This window comes from Aquimarina aquimarini (genome assembly GCF_900299535.1).
GTDB classification, from domain to species: domain Bacteria; phylum Bacteroidota; class Bacteroidia; order Flavobacteriales; family Flavobacteriaceae; genus Aquimarina; species Aquimarina aquimarini.
In genome coordinates, this window is the sequence record NZ_OMKE01000009.1 from 125,468 (window position 1) to 146,159 (window position 20,692).

The 20,692-nt window shown below is 31.0% G+C and carries 17 protein-coding genes; 13 read left to right on the plus strand and 4 right to left on the minus strand.

All coding sequences use genetic code 11. From position 1 onward, the window contains the following. The first annotated feature begins 119 nt into the window (after positions 1–119). Positions 120–2,489, plus strand: coding sequence for a TonB-dependent receptor (locus tag DG508_RS04490; protein WP_108866990.1), 2,370 nt, complete (start codon positions 120–122; stop codon positions 2,487–2,489). 276 nt (positions 2,490–2,765) lie between these two features. Here DG508_RS04490 and DG508_RS04495 read toward each other — a convergent pair whose 3' ends face one another. Further along, on the minus strand, positions 2,766–3,773 hold the full coding sequence (locus DG508_RS04495; RefSeq protein WP_108866991.1) for a 3-oxoacyl-ACP synthase III family protein: 1,008 nt from the start codon (positions 3,771–3,773) through the stop codon (positions 2,766–2,768). Positions 3,774–4,558: 785 nt separating this feature from the next. Here DG508_RS04495 and htpG point away from each other — a divergent pair. From htpG to DG508_RS04530, 7 genes are all read left to right on the plus strand, one after another. Beyond that, entirely contained in the window at positions 4,559–6,445 is a 1,887-nt protein-coding gene (htpG, locus tag DG508_RS04500) for a molecular chaperone HtpG (protein WP_108866992.1), read from the plus strand. A 135-nt stretch (positions 6,446–6,580) separates the two neighbouring features. Beyond that, positions 6,581–7,570: a helix-turn-helix domain-containing protein gene (locus DG508_RS21410; RefSeq protein ID WP_108866993.1), complete on the plus strand. Its 990-nt coding sequence runs from the start codon at positions 6,581–6,583 to the stop codon at positions 7,568–7,570. Between the two features lie 85 nt (positions 7,571–7,655). After that, positions 7,656–9,974, plus strand: coding sequence for an outer membrane beta-barrel family protein (locus DG508_RS04510; protein WP_108866994.1), 2,319 nt, complete (start codon positions 7,656–7,658; stop codon positions 9,972–9,974). A gap of 130 nt (positions 9,975–10,104) precedes the next feature. Further along, complete coding sequence (locus DG508_RS21250) at positions 10,105–10,338, plus strand: thioredoxin family protein (protein WP_108866995.1); 234 nt, start codon at positions 10,105–10,107, stop codon at positions 10,336–10,338. Between the two features lie 60 nt (positions 10,339–10,398). After that, the gene (locus DG508_RS04520; protein WP_103864565.1) at positions 10,399–10,662 is read left to right on the plus strand and encodes a DUF2024 family protein; all 264 of its coding nucleotides are present in this window, start codon (positions 10,399–10,401) and stop codon (positions 10,660–10,662) included. Between the two features lie 256 nt (positions 10,663–10,918). Next, a complete protein-coding gene (locus DG508_RS21255; RefSeq protein ID WP_234418173.1) occupies positions 10,919–11,059 on the plus strand; it encodes a MarR family transcriptional regulator in 141 nt (46 codons plus the stop codon). Between the two features lie 428 nt (positions 11,060–11,487). Next, positions 11,488–12,348 (plus strand): DUF6503 family protein, encoded by an 861-nt coding sequence (locus tag DG508_RS04530; RefSeq protein ID WP_108866996.1) that lies wholly within the window; start codon positions 11,488–11,490, stop codon positions 12,346–12,348. Positions 12,349–12,444: 96 nt separating this feature from the next. Here DG508_RS04530 and DG508_RS04535 read toward each other — a convergent pair whose 3' ends face one another. Then, complete coding sequence (locus DG508_RS04535) at positions 12,445–13,509, minus strand: M12 family metallopeptidase (protein ID WP_108866997.1); 1,065 nt, start codon at positions 13,507–13,509, stop codon at positions 12,445–12,447. 206 nt (positions 13,510–13,715) lie between these two features. On the opposite strand from DG508_RS04535, the gene DG508_RS04540 reads away from it, so the two are divergent. After that, a complete protein-coding gene (locus tag DG508_RS04540) occupies positions 13,716–14,180 on the plus strand; it encodes a hypothetical protein (protein WP_199912756.1) in 465 nt (154 codons plus the stop codon). A gap of 142 nt (positions 14,181–14,322) precedes the next feature. Here DG508_RS04540 and DG508_RS04545 read toward each other — a convergent pair whose 3' ends face one another. After that, on the minus strand, positions 14,323–14,640 hold the full coding sequence (locus DG508_RS04545) for a hypothetical protein (RefSeq protein WP_159090668.1): 318 nt from the start codon (positions 14,638–14,640) through the stop codon (positions 14,323–14,325). A 307-nt stretch (positions 14,641–14,947) separates the two neighbouring features. Between DG508_RS04545 and DG508_RS04550 the strand changes: the two genes are divergently transcribed. Continuing rightward, positions 14,948–15,808, plus strand: a complete 861-nt coding sequence (locus tag DG508_RS04550) for an AraC family transcriptional regulator (protein ID WP_108866999.1) — start codon at positions 14,948–14,950, stop codon at positions 15,806–15,808. Here the strand turns inward: DG508_RS04550 and DG508_RS04555 are convergent, their stop codons facing one another. After that, positions 15,809–16,591 carry a S1/P1 nuclease gene (locus tag DG508_RS04555; RefSeq protein WP_108867000.1) on the minus strand — a complete coding sequence of 261 codons (783 nt, stop codon included), beginning with the start codon at positions 16,589–16,591 and terminating at the stop codon, positions 15,809–15,811. Between the two features lie 242 nt (positions 16,592–16,833). Between DG508_RS04555 and DG508_RS04560 the strand changes: the two genes are divergently transcribed. Genes DG508_RS04560 through DG508_RS04570 form a run of 3 tightly spaced genes read left to right on the plus strand, consistent with a single transcriptional unit; the run spans position 16,834 to position 20,513 of the window. After that, positions 16,834–17,760, plus strand: a complete 927-nt coding sequence (locus DG508_RS04560) for an alpha/beta hydrolase (protein WP_108867001.1) — start codon at positions 16,834–16,836, stop codon at positions 17,758–17,760. Between the two features lie 42 nt (positions 17,761–17,802). Then, on the plus strand, positions 17,803–18,609 hold the full coding sequence (locus DG508_RS04565) for a Cof-type HAD-IIB family hydrolase (protein ID WP_108867002.1): 807 nt from the start codon (positions 17,803–17,805) through the stop codon (positions 18,607–18,609). A 2-nt stretch (positions 18,610–18,611) separates the two neighbouring features. Further along, positions 18,612–20,513: a M61 family metallopeptidase gene (locus tag DG508_RS04570; RefSeq protein WP_234418174.1), complete on the plus strand. Its 1,902-nt coding sequence runs from the start codon at positions 18,612–18,614 to the stop codon at positions 20,511–20,513. Positions 20,514–20,692: the final 179 nt, after the last annotated feature.

Below are 20,692 nucleotides of genomic sequence, written 5' to 3' on the forward strand. Positions count from 1 at the left end.
CGTTTATCGTCTTACTCTTATACACAATTAATCACTGTGTGATTTTATGGATTATCACGACTACGTATTATGCAATACATAGTACAATTTATAACATACATCAACTAAAAAACGAACATATGAAATCAATCAATCAAAAAATCATTTTACTTCTTTTTTCTTTTTGCTGTCTCTTATCTACAGCACAACCCAGTAATGAAACTGTTACTGGAACCATTCAAGGAACCGTTATTGATAAAAACTTACAACAACCCATTCCTTATGCAACAGTTGCCATACATAATGGTGCGGGTAAAATTATTAGTGGAGGTATCAGTACAGAGGATGGAAATTTTATAATCTCAGATGTTCCCAAAGGTCATTATACTATAAAAATACAATTCATAGGTTATAAAACACATTCTCAACCTATAGAAATTTCTAAACAAAATAGAGATCTTAATCTAGGTACAATATCATTAGAAGAAGAAGCTGAGGCTTTGGATGATGTAATGATAGTAGCAGAGCGAACAACCATAGAGCAAAAAATTGATCGTAAAGTAATCAATATTGGTAAAGATCTAACTACAACAGGAGGAACTGCATCTGAAATTATGAATAATATTCCTTCTGTAAATGTAGATCAGGATGGTAATATTGCTTTGAGAGGGAATCAAAATGTACGTATTCTTATTGATGGTAAACCCACAAATATTGATGCTACCCAATTATTAAAACAAATACCATCTACATCTATAAAAAAGATAGAATTAATTACCAATCCCTCTGCCAAATATAATCCCGAAGGAATGAGTGGTATCATCAATATCATTCTACACAAGAATAGCACTATTGGATTCAATGGTACTATCAACCTTGGACTTAATTTTGACAAAAATGCTAGATTTAATAGCTCTGTTGATTTAAACTACAGAACTGGAAGGTTTAACTTTTATGGTAACTATGGTAACAATATCAATAAAAATCAAAATGGTGGTTTTGTAAATAGAACAGATGAAAATTATAGAACTGATTTTACATTTTTAGATAATAATAAGTCTCATTTGTTTAAAGTAGGTTTAGATTATTTCATCAATGATCACAATACAATATCGGTGTATACAAATCAAAATTTGTTTGATGGATTGACTACTGGTAAAACAGATATCACTTTTGCAGAGAATGCTCAAAATAATGTAACACAAAACTTAGTAAGTAATAGCGAGAACCTAGGTTCTACATATAATTTTGATTACAAACATGATTTCAAAAAAGAAGGTCATAATATAGAATTAGAAATTGATTATAACGTATTTGAAAGCGACAAAGATGATGGTTTTGGCTTTATAGGTAATAATGATTTATTACCAAACTACAACGATCTAATCAATAACGATAGAAAAAACACAACAGTAAACTTGGATTATATCAACCCATTATCAGAAACGACTAAATTAGAGTTAGGGTATGAAACTCGATTAAGAAGAACAGATAATGAATATCAATCAACTCTTTTTCAAAACTCGACATATAGTTATGATAGAGACATACATTCTTTTTATGCTACCTACGGCCAGAAATTTGAAAAATGGGGATATCAATTCGGTGCCCGAATAGAAAACTATGAGGTTGAAGCTATTTTTAATGGAGAAAAAATATTTGAAGATGATATTTTTACTGTATACCCATCTGGATACCTAAGTTATACTCCTGGTGAAAAAAATAGTTACCAGTTGAGTTACAGCAGAAGAATAGATCGTCCAGGGTTGAATCAAATAAATCCTATTAGAGAATGGAGCACTCCTAGAATTATTTCATTTGGAAACCCATCATTAAATCCACAGTTTACGAATTCTATCGAAGCAAATTATACACGAAAATTAGGAAAAGGCTCTATAACTAGTGGTATATTTTATAGAATAATTAATGATGAAATTAGCCAAGTGCTTATAGAAAATCCAGATGTTGAAGAAGGGCAAATACTAACTTTTGATAATTTTAAAAACAACTCTTCCTATGGCTTAGAAGTATCTGCTAATTATAAAACTACCAATTGGTGGAGTGTAAATGCAAGTTTTGATCTCTATGCACAAACGCAAAAAGGAGTGGTAGAAAACACAAATAAAGAGGTTGATGCTTTTATCTATAATTTTAGAGTTAATAATAGTTTTAAAGCAACCAAAAATTTAACCTTCCAAGTATTTGGTTTCTATCGTGGCGAACAAGAAGGGATATTATTCAAAACAAAACCATTTTATTTTATCAATACTGGTGCCAGATATAATTTTATGAAAGGCAAAGGAACAGCTAGTATTAACTTCAATGATGTTTTCAATACGATGCGCTTTAGGTTTAATAGTGATACTCCATACCCACAAAACGGGCAATTCAAAGGAGAAACACAAACTATTTTCTTAGGATTATCATATAGATTTGGAAGTGGAAAAAACAGACAGGTATCTCGAAAAAGAAGAGATAACAATGAAAAATCAGGAGGAGGCCTTTTATAAATAACACATTTCAACCAAAAATGTTAATAATTCAACAAAAACCATCTTTAATTGTTAATTTTAATATAGAATTATCAAAAAACTCATTAAAGTTAAATAATTCTAAAAAAATGATAAAATCTGTAACACTTTAGAATTTCCGGCGTTTAATATAGTATAGTCATTGGTTATGATTTATTTGAATTAGCCTTTAAAAAATTAATAACCGAGTTATTAGATAAAAAAACGCGAAGCTTGATTGCTTCGCGTTTTTGATTTTTTATAGACATCACAATATCACCATTTTATAATAGCACTACCCCAAGTAAAACCACTTCCAAAAGCTGCTAGCACTACCAAATCACCTTCTTTGATTTTACCTTCCTCCCAAGCCTCTGTAAGTGCAATAGGAATAGAAGCTGCTGTAGTATTACCATATTTCTGTATATTATTAAATACTTGATCGTCTGATAATTTAAATTGTTTTTGTACAAACTGAGATATTCTCAGGTTTGCTTGATGAGGAATCAACATGTTTATATCTGCTGCTGTCAAGTTATTGGCTTGTAATCCTTCATTAATTACCTCAGAAAAACGTACTACAGCATTTTTAAAAACAAATTGACCATTCATATATGGATAATAAGGTATATTTTCCTGTGGGTTTTCTGCAATAATCTCTGGCACCCAATGTGCTGTACTAGGCCCTTCTAGTGATAATTCTTTTGCATGTGCTCCTTCACTATGCAAATGAGTAGACAACACGCCAAACCCATCTCTCTCACTCCTTGTCATTACAGCTGCTCCTGCTCCATCACCAAAAATTACAGAAACTCCTCTTCCACGAGTGGTCATATCCAAACCTCCACTATGGTTTTCACTACCAATTACCAAAACATTTTTATACATTCCTGTTTTTATAAATTGATCTGCAACAGATATTGCATATACAAAACCACTACATTGATTACGTATATCCAATGCAGGAATGGTTCTCATATTCATCATTTCCTGAACCTGAACTCCTCCTCCAGGAAAATACATATCTGGGCTTAGGGTTGCAAAAATGATCAAGTCAATAGCATCTGTAGTAAGCTTGGCTCTTTCTAAAGCTATTTTGGCAGCTTTTACCCCCATTACAGAAGTACTATTGCCATCACCTTTTTTGATATGACGTCTTTGTTGTATACCAGTGCGTTCTTGAATCCATTCGTCATTGGTATCCATCTTTTTAGAAAGATCATCATTGGTAACAATATTTTCTGGGACATAATATCCCAATCCCGATATTCTTGAAGTATACATAGAGTTAATTTGTATCTGTTGTGTATTATACTATTATTTGGTAACTAAAAAGTTGACACCAATATATGTATTCTTAACATTTTGATAAAAGAAACCATAACTATATTATATGCACGCATAGTAAACACACTGATACTTAATGACTTTATTCAAACACAAAATTATATTATTTCTATTCTTATGTCATAACAACAGAAAAGGTATAAAAACGAGAAAGATGCACCAACCACAGTGCATCTTTCTTACAACCTAACCAATAAATAAACAAACCTAACCAGTCATACGACTGATTATGGTATTTTAATCCTTATAATTGCTATACTATAATAGCAGATTAGGATATATAAATAATTAAGCAAATAGACTTAATCATTTTTTTCATTTTTATAATAGTACTTAAAATCCTGACGGCGACAGAAAAAACCCATCGCTCTATCAGGATTCTTATTATTTACAATCATAGAGGGTAATATATCTCATAGCAAAGTTTTTCCCGCTTTATATACCTTTATGTATCTAATCAACATTAAAGCACACAAAACATTGATTGCAAATAAATTATGATAGTTATTTTCTTATTTAAGTACAATTTTCATATCACACTACAACGGATCGTACCTGAAAAAAATAAATCATTTGGCAACTTAGTCTAAGAAGAAAACAAATAATTACAACTATTATAAAAAAAATATCTCAATGCCAGTTTGGCAGATACATAGTATTGGTATTTTTTTTGAGTAGAACATCATCACAAAGATGATAATCAAATTAAAAAAAGTATAAAAATGGCAACAGGAAATATTAATGTATCAGTAGAGAATATTTTTCCTTTAATTAAAAAATTCTTGTATTCTGATCACGAGATTTTTTTACGTGAACTTATTTCAAATGCAACAGATGCAACTCTAAAACTAAAACATTTGGCCAATATTGGTGAAGCCAAAATAGAATATGGCAATCCAGTTATTGAAGTAAAAATAGATAAAGACAAAAAGCAATTGCATATTATTGATCAGGGACTCGGTATGACTACAGAGGAAGTGGAAAAATATATCAATGAAGTTGCTTTTTCTGGTGCCGAAGAATTTCTTGAAAAATATAAAGATAGTGCCAAAGATTCTGGAATCATTGGACATTTTGGCCTTGGGTTCTACTCTGCATTTATGGTAGCCAGTAAAGTAGAAATTATTACAAAATCTTATAAAGATGAGCCTGCGGCACATTGGATTTGTGATGGGTCTCCAACATATAGCCTAGAGGCTCATGATAAGACAGAAAGAGGTACTGAAATTATTTTACATATTGGTGAAGATGATACAGAATTTCTTGAAGAGGCTAGAATAAGTGAGTTATTGGTAAAATACAACAAGTTTATGCCAGTATCAATCAAATTTGGTACTAAAACTGAAACTTTACCAAAACCAGAAGATGCAAAAGAAGAAGACCCTGCTCCTACTCAAGAAGTAGATAACATCATTAATAACCCTAATCCTGCTTGGACAAAACAACCTTCCGACCTTAAAGATGAAGATTATAAAAGCTTCTATCGTGAGTTGTACCCAATGCAATTTGAGGAGCCACTATTCAACATACATCTTAATGTAGACTATCCTTTTAACCTTACAGGGATTTTATATTTCCCAAAACTAGGGCAGGATATGAATATGCAAAAAGACAAAATTCAATTATACCAAAATCAAGTATTTGTTACAGATAATGTAGAAGGTATCGTACCAGAATTCCTTACAATGCTTCGTGGTGTAATTGACTCTCCAGATATTCCTCTTAATGTATCTCGTTCTTACTTGCAAGCAGATGGTAATGTAAAAAAGATATCTAGTTATATTACTAAAAAAGTTGCTGATAAACTAAACTCTATGTTTAAAAACAGTAGAGAAGATTTTGAGCAAAAATGGAATGACATTAAAATTGTGATTGAGTATGGAATGCTTTCTGAAGATAAGTTTTTTGAAAAAGCTGACAAATTTGCTCTTTATCCAACAGTAGATGGTTCGTACTTTACTTTTGAAGAATTACAAGAAAAAATCAAAGATACTCAAACCGACAAAGATGATAAACTGGTAATCTTATATGCTTCTGATAAAGATGAGCAACACTCATATATCTCTGCGGCAAAAGAAAAAGGATATGAAGTATTATTACTAGACTCTCCTATTGTATCACATTTAATTCAAAAACTAGAAACTAGCAAAGAAAAAATTTCTTTTGCACGTGTAGATGGAGATCATATTGATAACCTCATCAAAAAAGATGAAGAAACTGTATCTAAATTATCTGACGAGGAAAAAGAAACCCTTAAAGCTGATCTTGAGAAAATAATTCCTACAGATAAATATACTGTACAGCTAGAAGCTATGGATAGTGATGCATCTCCATTTATGATCACTCAGCCAGAATTTATGCGCCGTATGAAAGAAATGCAACAGACTGGTGGCGGCGGAATGAACATGTTTGGTAATATGCCAGAAATGCACAATCTAATTGTAAATACAAACCATGAATTGATCGGTCAAATCAAAGACACCAAGACCGACAAGAAGAAAGAACGTCTGATCAAACAATCATTGGATCTTGCTAGACTTTCTCAAAATTTATTAAAAGGAGAAGAATTAACAAACTTTATCAAACGTAGTTATGATATGATAAAGTAGTCACTAGAAACTGTTAATATTTATAAATATAAAACCGCTTCATTGTTACGATTGAAGCGGTTTTTTTGTATCACACTTTTGTTATGTAACTCAAAACTTTTACATTCGTACAGCTAGCTTCTATATTGTATTATAATGAAGAACATATATTATTTTTTTCTACTTGCATTCCTACTAGGCTCTAACCTATTTGGTCAAAATTGCGTTTCGGGATATGTTGATATTAAAAACCCCAAGAATTGGGAACACCAAGTTTATCTAAGTCAACTCCACCCCAAAGAAAATTCAAATACATTTTACGATACACAAATTGCATCATCACCCATTGCGGCAGATGGTCATTTTACTTTTGATCAAAACTTATTTACTACAAAAGAACATATTTACAAATTACATATTAAGCCTTTATCCCCAAAAGAAAAAGACACACTATCTAAAAAAGTAAAAAACTTTGAATTGTTTATTCTATCAAAAAATGATACTATACATTTTGATAAAAGCGAACAATTATTTGCTAAACATACTAGTAATAACAAAGCAAATCATGAATGGCAAAAACTAAAAAATTTTGAAGCACGATACGAAAATCTAACATCAGATTTTGATCCCAAAAAATATCTTTTGGAAACAAAAGGCTATGTAAAAGATTCACTGCAAATCCTTTTGGTAAAACTCATTGGTATAAAAAGGTTAGACGATCAAGGTCTTTTAGAAAAAGATGCGCAGGCAAACCCAGCATATTATCTAAGTTTGATAAATGAATTAAAATCAAGTGACCTTGACCCTTCTACCTATGTTTATCTAGAAAACAAACTACAAACAATCACTCAAGAAACCACCAACAAAAAATATACAATCAGTTTATGGGGTAATGCCTTTGCAATTTTTATTATCTGTATACTACTTCTGGTCATTATAAAATTCTTAAAGAATCAGAAAAAACAGAAACCAATACCATTGAGTAAACAAGAAAAGGTTATAAAAAACCTTATTATATCGGGCAAAAGCAATAAAGAAATTGCGAATGAACTTTTTATAAGCTTAAGTACTGTAAAAACACATATATCAAACATTTACAGCAAACTAAATATTTCTAGCAGACAAGACTTATTACTCAAAAAATAGAAATCATACCAGTACTAGTACCTTATTCAGCTTGATATCACGGTAATTTTCACCTATTTCATTAGTTATTTGCTTCAAAAAAATAATGAAGCAAACCCTCTATTTTTCATTTTTATTGATCTCGTATCTAGGGTATACACAATCAGTGCATACTGTATCGGGAACTGTTTTTAATCAAAATAATATTTCAATAGAAACAGGAGAAGTTTACTTACTTGATAAAACCTCAACTCTCTTAAAAAATGCAGTGATTAAGGATGGAAAATTTAGTTTTGATAAGCTACAATCAAATCAATATATAATACACATTACCGCTCTTGGCTATATTGATCAATATAAAAAAATTACCATTAGCCAAAACAGTACTTTTATTTTCAATCTCAAAACAAGTTCAGTCAAACTAGATGAAGTAACTATTAAAACTCATAAGAGTTCTATAACAATGTCTAATGGTTCTATAAAAATCGATGTAGAAAACTCCATTTTTGAATCCCTACCATCAACAGTAGATATTTTATCAAAATTACCAGAGATTCAAATAAGCCCAAATCAGGAATCTATTACTATTATAGGAAAAGGAAATCCTTTACTCTATATAGATAATCAAAAAACAACTCTAGATCAACTCAAATCATTATCTGTAGAAGACATAAAAAGTATAGAATTAATACATACGCCTTCTGCAAAATATGAAGCAGAAGGCAGAAGCCTTATTCTAATAACAAGAAAACACAATCTAACAGATGGTTATAAAATTCAATTATCAGAAATAGCATCCGTCAAAAGGAAATTCAATAATTATTTGGCAATACACTCAAACTACACAAGAAACAAACTAGAGTTACGTACAAGCTTTAATTACAACCAATTAGGTTTTTGGGAAGCCGCCGATTCAGATTTCAAAATTTTAAATCCTCCTATTACAACCCAATCTCAGGTAAATGCCATTGGTTTACGACCTCAATTCATTATAGGAGGCGGAGTTTATTATCAAATAGATAAAAATGACTATGTATCAGGACAGGTAAATATCAGAACTCATACTGACAGAATTCCTATAAATTCCAATACTATATACAAACAAGAAAGAACAGAAAATCATATCACCACTATAGGGCTACATCGTGAAAAAAGAAATCACATTAATAGCAACATTAATATTAATAAAAAAATTACCAAAACCTCTTCTCTCTTTTTCGGACTTCAATACTCTAACTACATTAGACATCAGCCAAAAAGTCAAATTTTTAATAACACAAACGAATCAGGTTTTGAATTCTCTCAAAACAGAAATCAAAAATATGAAATCGAGGTATTCTCTGGTAGAATTGATATAGAAAAAGAAATAGGAGCTAATTCAAAAATTGATATTGGTGGTACTTTCTCAGAAGCTAATGCATATGCCTATTCAAATTTTGAATTTCCAAATCCTACAAAAAACAGTCTTTCAGAATATGACTATCAAGAATCTATGTATGGATCATATGCCCAACTATCGGGTCATATACATACATTCAAATATATAACAGGTGTAAGATCAGAAGCTACAATTGTTACAGGTAGTTTTAGAAATGATACTTATCCTGTAATAGACAGGAAACAACTACGTATTTTTCCAAAAATACAATTCAACATACCCATTGACAGTACAAAAAACATCTCTTTAAATTATAATACAGCTATAAATAGACCTGGATATCTTAATGCAAGTTCTATTAGTACTTATATAAATCCTCATTCTGAATTTTCAAGAAATATAAACCTTAAACCTTCTATTATAGAAGAATTATCTGCTACATTTCAATCTAAAAAATATACTTGCGCTTTTAATTACTACCATAAAAAAAATCCTATTTTCTATGATGTAACTTATGATACAGTAAATAATAGAGTTATATCCTCTCCACAAAATTTTGAAGAAGAATCAGGATATCAAATGAAAATAAGCAATACTGCTACCTATAAGTTTTGGCATACTACGAATTCTTTATCACTCATTTATAATAAGATTAAAACTCCAAACACTAGTATTCATGACTCCAAACCTTATCTATATTATTATTCTAATAATGATTTTAAGCTTATCCCAAAAACAACTTTATCTCTTAATTTCTGGGGACTCACACGACAACATCAAGGAGTTTTTGAGAAAAACCCTTTTTTTATACTAAATCTATCTTTTTCAAAAGTATTCTTTAATACTCTAAAAATTAGTGTAAATGCTAATGATATTTTCAGAAACATGGATTACAAAAACAAGTATACCTCTAATCAAATTACAGTTCAGGATAGCTTTTATATTGATAAAAAAGAAATTGCATTTACTATAAAGTACTCCTTTGATAAAGGCAAAAAATCATCTTTTAAAAACAAGGACATTGATGATAACCTGAATAGAATCTAATTCATAAAAACTGATATAATTATTATTTTTTATACCACTATAGTTTTAAAATATAATAAAATACTTGCTTAGTTAGGAGTCCTAACTATATTTGTAATGCAATATCGCATTAACATAAATTTTTATAAAGATGAGTAAATCTATTTTTTATCACGCAGGCTGTCCAGTATGTATCAGCGCAGAACATGACATTGTTAATCTTGTAGGGTCTAGTAATGTTGACATCGTTCATTTAGGAGAAGATCCTTCACAAATACAGGCAGCAGAAAAACATGGAGTAAAATCAGTGCCTGCACTCCTAACTCCAAATGGAAACGTATTACACTTGAACTTTGGTGCTTCTATAGATGACGTAAAGGGATAATTACTCACCAAAAATGAGTCAGCAAAAAACTGTTGACTCATTTTTTTAACTATCAAAAAAATGGAATTAGCAGTTTGGGACACATACCTACAACGTGATAATGGAACAATAATGCATTTTGATATTCTTGCTCCAGAACACATAACAGATAAAAATATCATTCATCAGTTTGGAGAAGATTATTTGAAATCCAAGTATTTTACTACAAAAGGTATTTCTTTAAGTAAATGTAGATTTTGTCATATAACACGTGGATCTACAGAAATGATCCAAGACATCGAAAACAAAGGATATTCAATAATAGAAATGGAAAATTGTAAATAATCAAATGATGAATAATTAGGTTCAATAACTTTACTAATGAGAAAACATGGTTTTCTCATTAGCTACATATATGGATAACAGTATTTTTAACATATCATTCTAGCATAAGGATATCAATTGCAAAATTGTAATTGGCCTAAAACGCATTTCTGAAGTTTTTAAAACTTTATTATGGGAATATGCCAAAAAACAGCCTAAGTCTATATAAATACAGATTATGATTTTTTGTGCCTATCACAAAGAAAATCTATGTACAGTGAGTTATTTAGCAAAAGAATTTAATATTACCAAACCTACTATAAGTGATGCTGTCAAGGTTCTGGAAAAAAAAGAAATGATATTCAAAAATAACACCTCATCAGATCATAGAAGTTACTATATAAGCTTACCTTCTTAAGGTAATAAAGAGTGTTATTCAAACAGAGAATTTTGCAAACCCAATCAAAGAGCAACTTATAAATTTTACGATCAAAGAACAAGAATCGTTAGTACACACCATAAACACCTTGATCTATCAGCTCTATAAAGCTGGTATTATATAAGTGCAAAGAACTTGTTATGCTTGTAAATTCTACAAAAGAAGCAAAAACAATCATTATTGTAATTATATAGAAACAGACCTTAATGACATTGATATAAGATTAGATTGCCCAGGATTTGAATAATAATAACAATAGTAGTATAAAGAATATTGTTTGATGATTATCTTCTGAATTTTATTTTTTTATCTACTTAACTATACTTCTGTTACAGTTTTCCCAAAAATTGTTTTTCGAATACTGCTTTTAGTAATTTTATCCTCAATATAACACAAATCTAATACTCATGAAAAATTTATGGATTTTGATCCTATCAATCACTATTTTAAGCTGTAACAAGAACAAAAAAGAAGCAAATCAAAGTGTTGAGCATAGTACAAATAACAAAATCGAAACAATTCCTGTAGAACCAGATGGAGGAATTGGTGATGGTGCATTATCAATTATTGATCATCACTTAAAAAACATTGAGCAAGCACACCAAAAAGATAATTTCCTAAAACATAAAGCTGTACGCTTTTCTATTGATATTCTTTTTGGAGGTAAACAACATCTTACGGGTGATATCACAATGCTTACCAATGCTACCAAAATAAGAATTGACAAAAAAGATGGTAGTCAATTACTGTACACCAAAGAAAAGGTCTTTTTATCTCCTAAAGAAGCTACAGACAAACAATCTCGTTTTGATATGTTCACATGGACCTATTTTTTAGGGCTTCCTTATAAGTTAAATGATCCAGGAACTCAATGGGAACTTGAGAAAATGCGTCCTTTAAGAGGAGTTGAGCATCAAACTGCTCGACTTACCTTTGATAAAGGTATTGGTGATTCTTCTGATGATTGGTATGTTATTTATTCTGACCCAAAAGATCATCTCCTCAAAGCAGCAGCTTATATTGTTACTTATGGTAGTGATGGAGATATTTCTAAAGCCCAAGAGGATCCACATGCAATATATTATAAAGATTTTAAAACAATAGATGATATCCCGTTTGCTACCAAGTGGGAGTTTTACACTTGGAGAGAAGATAAAGGGGGAATAACCGATAAATTAGGAGAAGCCTCAATCACCAATATAACTTTTTTAGATGAAGAAGGTTCTTTATTTGATATCCCAGAAAATGCTAAAGAAATAAAACAGTAATACCAGTTATAACTATAAAATCCCTCCATATATCTACTGGAGGGATTTTACCATTAACACTTTGTTATACAAATAATAACAAATTAAAATACCATATTAATTCTGCACAATATCATTGAGGTCAAATACATGCTGATTTGGAGCAGATTTTGAACTACCACATGGACCAATACGCCTCCAGCTTCTAGAAGTTCTTTCGTATAAATACCCTCTATATGTCACACGGTCACCAGTACGGTAAGTTTGAGAAGAAGAATAAGGGGCGACACCATCACAGATATCATTACCTCCACCCCCATCACCAGGGTACATAATTTTTATTCCTGCAATATCTCCAGAAGAAAGCCCATTTCTTTGTGCATTGTAGGTAGATCCATTTTTTCTTACAATAGTAGGTTGATTGTTGGCAGAAAAAGCATAAGAACCATACAGCATGATTGAGTTAAAATCTAATGCATTTGTATATTCTGCACCATCAGCTCCTTGTTGGGTATACGTTTGAAAATTAAATGATCTTCCTGATTGTATATTCTGAAAATTGATAGTTATATATTGATCTCTATCTTTTCTACTTTGCTCATGCCATAAACCTACGGCATGACCAATTTCATGAATAGTACTACCTGTAGAACATCCATTAGCCAAATTAATAGTTTGTCTACCTCCTGTACGACCTACAGAAGAAGAACACCCACTACCAACTTGAAAATAAATATAAGCAGATTGATTTGTTCTTCTTACAAATCTAAGACTGGTATTCGCTTCCCAATGTGCAATTGCATCAGTAACTCTAGCTTGATTTGGCAAACTACTCTGTATCGTGTAATACACTGTATTATTTGGCCAACGCCTTCCTGTGCGTCCTACACTCTTACTCTTATTAAGAATAGGATCATTTTTTGCAATAATAATATCACCATCTATAACATACTCATTATCGAATTCCTGAGCAAGCACAGATTCTCCGTTGAGATTAATAGTGACTATTTTTCCTGTTTGTTCAGGGTATGCTTCCTCTGCAAAAAGCCTTTTTTCTACTACCGTTTGATTTTCGAGCTGATCTTGAGGGTTCTCTAACTGATCATTTTCGCAAGAAAAAAAAGTAGTGCACGCAACAAATGCTAAAGCACCTAGCACGGTGCCTTTCAATACTGTTTTCATAATTAAAAAATTTAAGTTTGTGTTACCTTTTTAACTGCCGCTTCTTCTTTTTATTGTTTATCCTTATATAATTTAGGGGTATCCCTTTGCTTTAAAAAGACTATGACTATCAGCACTCTACACAAAAATATTACGACTCACATACTGTATATCAGCTGTTTTTTTTGTATCTTTAAAAGACATCTCTTTCTAAAAACGCTACTCTTATGACACCACTTTTCAAAAAATTACAATTACCAAATCATCTAGATGAGATATTAATCCTTAATGAACCCAAAGGGTTTTGCAAAGAATTAGATTGCTTAAAAGATGTACTGGTTAAAGAATCTCTGATACAAGTATCAGAAGTAGATTTTGCTCTCGTATTTATAACTCAAAAAAGTCAAATCGAAAACCGTATAGAAACCGTATTTCCAAAGCTTGTAGGAGATGCTGTATTATGGTTTGCATATCCAAAAAAAAGTTCTAAAAACTACACCACAGAAATTACAGAAAATCACGGTTGGGGCGTTCTAGGAGATTACAACTTAAGACCTGTCAACAAAATCTCTATTGATAAAGATTGGGATGCTATACGTTTTAGAAAAATAAGCTTTATTCTAAGTTCTACTGGGGACAAAAAATTTGAGCTTAATGGGGTTCTTCATGAAAAATCGACACCGATCAAATAAAAAACATCTATCTCCTGTTTTCAAACATACGCTCGTCTTTTTATATAAAAAATACCCTTGCCGTAGTAGTCACAAGGGTATTATAATCCAAAACAAAACCAATATAAGACCTCTCTGCAAAGAGGTTATTTTTTTCTATAAATTATTGCATTACACCATATGAATCTTTATCATATCTTATTGAACTCAAATCGTACTTCTTTTTTCTTAGTAATATAATTGCCAAGATGCAAAGAAATAAATGTATCAATGCCAAAGGCAAATAACCTGAATCCAAAAAAAACAAAGAACAAAAGCCAAAAAATACGCTACTCGTGAGAAGTGCTTTTCTTGTAAAAATTCCTAAAGTCAAAAACATCCCTATTCCAAACTCTCCAAAAGGAACTAAAGGAGCTAACTCTTCTAAAAGCCCGAAACCAAATACTGTAGTTGTATCAAAATATGTATCAAGTCTATTCAAAAAATCAGAATATTTAATCACATTATACGTACCACACACTATCAAAATTATCCCAAACAAAACCTTTGTTATGTGGTACAAAAAAAATCCAATTCGCATGAGTAATTCGTGTTATTTTTTGAGCGGCAAAAGTAAATCCTGTCTCTCTTATAGCGCTTGTACAATCTCACATATTACTTGTAAAAAAAAGAGTATTTAACCTCCTCGCAAAAGAATCAAATGTTTCGTTTATAAGCACTTGCAAAAAAGAATTACTGTTTTATTAATTTTATTTTTGTAACTTTAAAATGTTAAAAAAAAATTGTTCATGAACCGTTACACACTGCATGAGACTTTTGTTGTGCACCAATATTCTATTGGTGAATGGGAAGCGGAACCTCATAATCATAATTATTTTGAAATAATTTTTATTGAGAAAGGAAATGGATATCATACTATTAATGAAATACGATTTCCATACAAAAAAAATGATATTTTTTTGTTAGCTCCAGAAGACACTCATCATTTTGAAATTGAAAAACGCACTAATTTTACGTATTTCAAATTCACTGAGCTTTTATTTTCTAGTAAAGTCAATCTTCCTGATAGAAAATATTGGTTACAACGAATTGAGCAATTACTTCATCAACCTAATATTATTCCAGGAGATGTAATCTCTCATGAAGAAGACAGGAATATTGTTTGGGATATTCACAATGTAGTATTAGAAGAGTTTAAAAATGAAAAAGTATACTATCAAGAAATTATTTCTAATGCAATAAGTACTATTCTCAGTATAATCGTACGTAATATTGCCGAAAAATATAATTCTAATCAAAAGAATATTCCTGTAACTCATAGCAAAATTGATTTGATACTAAGTCATATTAGGCAGCATGTTTATGACAATGATCTTACCAAAATCAATTATCTCGCTAAGAAGTTTAATATGTCTCAAAGTTCTATTAGCACATATTTCAAAAGAAAAACAGGAGAATCTATTCATCAATATGTTACCAAATACAAAATGAAACTAGTTGAATATCGTTTGCAACATACCGAGTTTACTATTGCAGAAATAGCATACCAATTAGGATATACTGATGAAAGTCACCTTACAAAAACATTCAAAAAACACTTCTCCATGTCACCTAAACAATATCGAAAAGACCTCTCTATTAGTAATTAATTACCCAAAAATATCATTCAAAACTTTGGCCAACCGTATTCCAGATTTATGTAATTGCGACCGCACAATAGAAAAATATTGATACATATATGTATACCCTAATTTTTCGCCCACATTTGCAGAATTATATATCTTTTTAGCCAATTCTTGTGATTCATAAACCCAATCCAAGGCAGTTCCTTTTTGTATATTTCTAATTTGATTCTTTGACAACACATCTGTATTCAAAGACAATTCGGTATAGCTCATCCCGTAATGATTAATCATCTCACTATCCCAAACTCTATGCAAATTAGACCCTTTTTTAAACCAACGTACCTGTATGTCATTGCCGCCCTTATCTTCTTTCTTACCTACATGAAGTGGTTGGTGTAAATCTCCAACAAAATGCACCAACATCTTGAGATAAAAAACCTTATCTTTCTTATTTGTTTCTTTATTTTTCAATACCGATATACAAGTTTCGATCCCATGGATCAAATCACCATAAGTACTCGGTTTTTCTTCGCCATACTTTTTGTCAAAAGAAAAATTGACATAATGCCATGAACCGTATTTCCTATACTGCTCATCGCTTTTGATATCGTCAGCAAAAGTTGATACAAAAGCGAGATTTTGCCCCTCAAGAAGTCGCATTACAGTTCGTTTTGTTTTCTTAGTAAGATACCTTTCTGCTATTTGGCCTGTTACTCTATGCCCTGTTTTGCCCCACTCATAATCTGAAGAAAATCCAGATAAAGAGATTGTGATTATAATAAGTAAGCATCTATATTGAAGTTTCATTTATTTATATTTTGAGACAAAGATAAAAAAGGGTATGTTAGTGATTCATTAAAAACAGATAGTAACCAAAATAAATTCAAAATAACAAACAGTTGTCGCTTGTATCAAATATGCGTCCCTATTTATCGTTTACTTTTTTGTATACCATCATTTTTTAATACCATAAAAATTATATTATAATTTTTTACTGAATACTGGTTTTATTATTTTATCTATACCATACCAACAAATCTATTATTACTATGAAGAATACATTTTATTTATTTATGTGCTTGATAACTACTCTGTGCTTGGCGCAGTCAAAAGAATACAATTCTGCAGTTGTCAAAATCAATAAATATGTAGAGGGTACTTTGGTAACACCATATTCTGATGACTCTGTTCCATTGATTATTTTTATAATGGATGCTGGAGCAATTAATAGAGATGGTAATGATAGAATGTCAAAAAATGATACATTCAAACATCTCGCATATGAGCTTGCAAAATCAGGTATAGCCACATATCGTTATGACAAAAGGCTTTTTAAAATGGATGGCCTTGGAATTCGTGAACATGAAATTTCCTTGGATCATTTTATTGAAGATGCGGTTTCTGTTATAGATTTTTTTAAGAAAAATAAAAAATATAAAAAAATTAGTATTGCTGGTCATGGACAAGGGTCACTCATAGGCATGATTGCTGCCAAAGGGAGAGCCAATAGTTTTATTTCTATAGCAGGAAATGCCATGCCTCTGGATCAGGTGATTATTGAGCAAATTGCCAAACAAGCCCCAGGTCTAGATAAGAGTGCTGCTATAGCTTTTGAACAATTGAAAAAAAGTGGTAGAGCAACAGGATATGATCCTGCTCTCGAATCTATTTTCAGGTACGACCTTCAACCCTTTATGAGGTCATGGCTACAATATAATCCCTCTGAAGAAATAGTAGAATTAGAAATACCCATTTTGATCATATATGGTGATAAAGACCTACAGGTAGAAACAGCTCAGGCAGAAAAACTAAAAGAAGTTGTTCCTCAGGCAGATTTTTTATTTGTTCAAAACATGAATCATATTTTAAAAGAAATCAAAGGAGGTCGATTAGATAATCATAAATCCTATAATGAACCCTTTAGAAAAATAATGCCCGAAATTATAACGGGTATTACTAACTTTGTAAAGCAGTAATTTTACCAAAGAAACTATTTAACTTAAAACCAAAAACGCCTAATGCCACATCGCATTATATTCTCAGATATTGATGGAACATTGCTAAACTCCCAAAGAGAACTTTCTGAGCTTACTATTTCAGAAATTAAGAGGGTGAAGAATACTACGCCAGTTATTCTGATCTCTTCTCGAATGCCAGATGCAATGTATCACTTACAGAATGACCTAGATATAAAAAATCAACCTATAATCTGTTATAACGGAGGATTGATCTTGATAGATCAAAAACCGATTCATTCTACCTTTATACCCCCTGATATTATAGAAAAACTAGATAGCTTTAATACAAATCAAAAAGTACATATAAGCCTATATCATCATAATGATTGGTTTGTACCTGAAATGGATTTTTGGGCAAATAGAGAAGCCAATAATACCAAAGTAACCCCTGTTGTGCGATCTACAAAACAGGTAATACACGAATGGCAAACCGATAACAAAGGAGCACATAAAATTATGTGTATGGGTGAGGAGTCAGACATTGATCAAGCATATTCTTTCTTAGAAAATAATTTTAAGGATACACTTCATTTATACCGCTCTAAACCTACTTATATAGAAATTGCTCATAAGAGTATTTCGAAATTAACAGCTATAGAAATTTTATTAGATACACATTTTAAAATTCCTATTTCTGATGCCGTTGCTTTTGGTGACAACTACAATGATATTGCAATGCTCAAAGCCGTTGGAACAGGAGTAGCAGTAGCAAATGCAAAACCAGAAACATTGCAAATTGCAGATGTTATCACCCTTTCTGGTAAAGAAAACGGGGTGGCCACTTACATTCAAAAAAACATTATATAGCTGTGCAAAAAAACATTCAAACCATACTCATACTATTACTTGCACCCTTAGTGTTATTTTTTCCATCTGGTTGTAAAACCACACAAACAGTTACACACGCAAAGCAACCTTCTCTTGTAAGAGCATTTATAAACCTTGTTAATGTAACAGATGACAAAGTAAAAGTAGAAATCCAGATCAATAACATAAATCAAGATACTCTAAGCTATTATTTACCAAAAATTGTTCCTGGTACCTACCAAAATAATAACTTCGGGAAGTATATAGAGGATTTTAGAGCACTAGACAAAGAAGGAAACTCTCTTACTGTACAAAAAAAGGGTCACAACCAATGGAAAATACAGAACGCAACACAATTAAATAAAATCACCTATTGGGTAAATGACACTTTTGATTCAGAAGAAACTCATGATGTTTTTTCACCAACAGGCTCTAATATTCTTAAAGACAAAAATTTTGTATTGAATCTACATGCTTTTATTGGGTATTTTAATGGGCTAAAAGAAAAAAAATATAACTTATTTATCAAGCACCCATCTAATCTAGAAGCCTCGACGTCTCTTGAAGAAATACTATTTGAAAATACTGATCAGACTACCACTGGCAACGATGTAGATTATTTTTCATTCAAAAGATATGCTGATGTTGTAGACAATCCGATCATGTACTCTGTTCCTGATCAAGTTAGATTTACTGTCAATGATATAGAGATCTTATTAAGTGTGTATTCTGATAACAAAATAAAAAGAGCTTCGAGGATAATGCCTCAGATGGAGCATGTAATCAAAGCTCAAAAAGATTTTCTAGGCAATATCAATTCAACAAAAAAATACAGTATCCTATTGTATCTTTCTTCTTCAAAATCTGATGATGCCAGAGGTTTTGGAGCTCTAGAACACAACACTTCTACTGTTGTAGTATTACCAGAATCTCTTCCAAACGAAAAGCTTAATGAAGCGCTAACCGATGTTGTCTCTCATGAGTTTTTTCATATTGTAACCCCTTTAACGTTACATTCTAAAGAGATTCATGATTTTGATTACAACAACCCAAAAATGTCTGAGCATTTATGGTTATACGAGGGTACGACAGAATATTTTTCGATGTTATTTCAAATTACACAAGGACTGATCTTAAAAGAAGATTTTTTTGAACGGATTGTTGACAAAATCGAAGCCTCTTCTTCATTTGATGATTCTGTCTCTTTTACTACTATGAGTAAAAATATACTGGTCGATCCTTACAAAAAGAACTATAGAAATGTGTATGAAAAAGGCGCATTAATTTCTTTATGCCTTGATATTATTATGAGGGAAAAAAGTAATGGTGCATTAGGAATTTTGGACCTCATCAAAAATTTATCTGAAGAGTTTGGTATAGATGTACCTTTTGAAGACCAAAACCTTATCCCTGCAATAGAAGAAGCATCTTATCCTGAAATAAGTGATTTTTTACAAAAACATGTGGTAGGTAATACCCCTATTGATTATGAATTCTACCTGAATAAAGTTGGAGTATCATATGGTATAAAAAATACACCTTCTTCTTTTTTTATTTTTGAACAAGAACCATTCGTTACAGGGTATGAAGCAACAGATGAAGTTATTTTCACTTCAGATATTCCGTTTAATAGTTTTTTAAAAAATTTAGGTATTGTAGAAGGTGATGTACTACTTAGTATTAATAATAAGCGATATACTCTCAAAAACATATACGACCTTTTTGGAGACTCTAATAAGTGGAAAATTGGAGATAAAATTACCTTTCGCATCAAACGTAATGGTAAAACAATAGAACTCACATCAACTGTAATAAAGCCTACAGTTGAAAAAATAATCCTAACACAAAACCCAAAAGCTTCTGAACAACAAAAAATGCTGTTAAAAAACTGGCTAAATGACTAATATTAAATTACGCATGTCATTTTGTTCTTTTTTTCCCTAAATTCCTTATTCATAAAAATAACGATGTCTTTAATACGCAATTTAATGGTTAATTTGGCATAACACATTCTTCTCTTTTCTGAAGTTGTTTTTGCCTTCTTCAAATTAAATGTATTTTGCAAGTATTATTTTCAAATTAA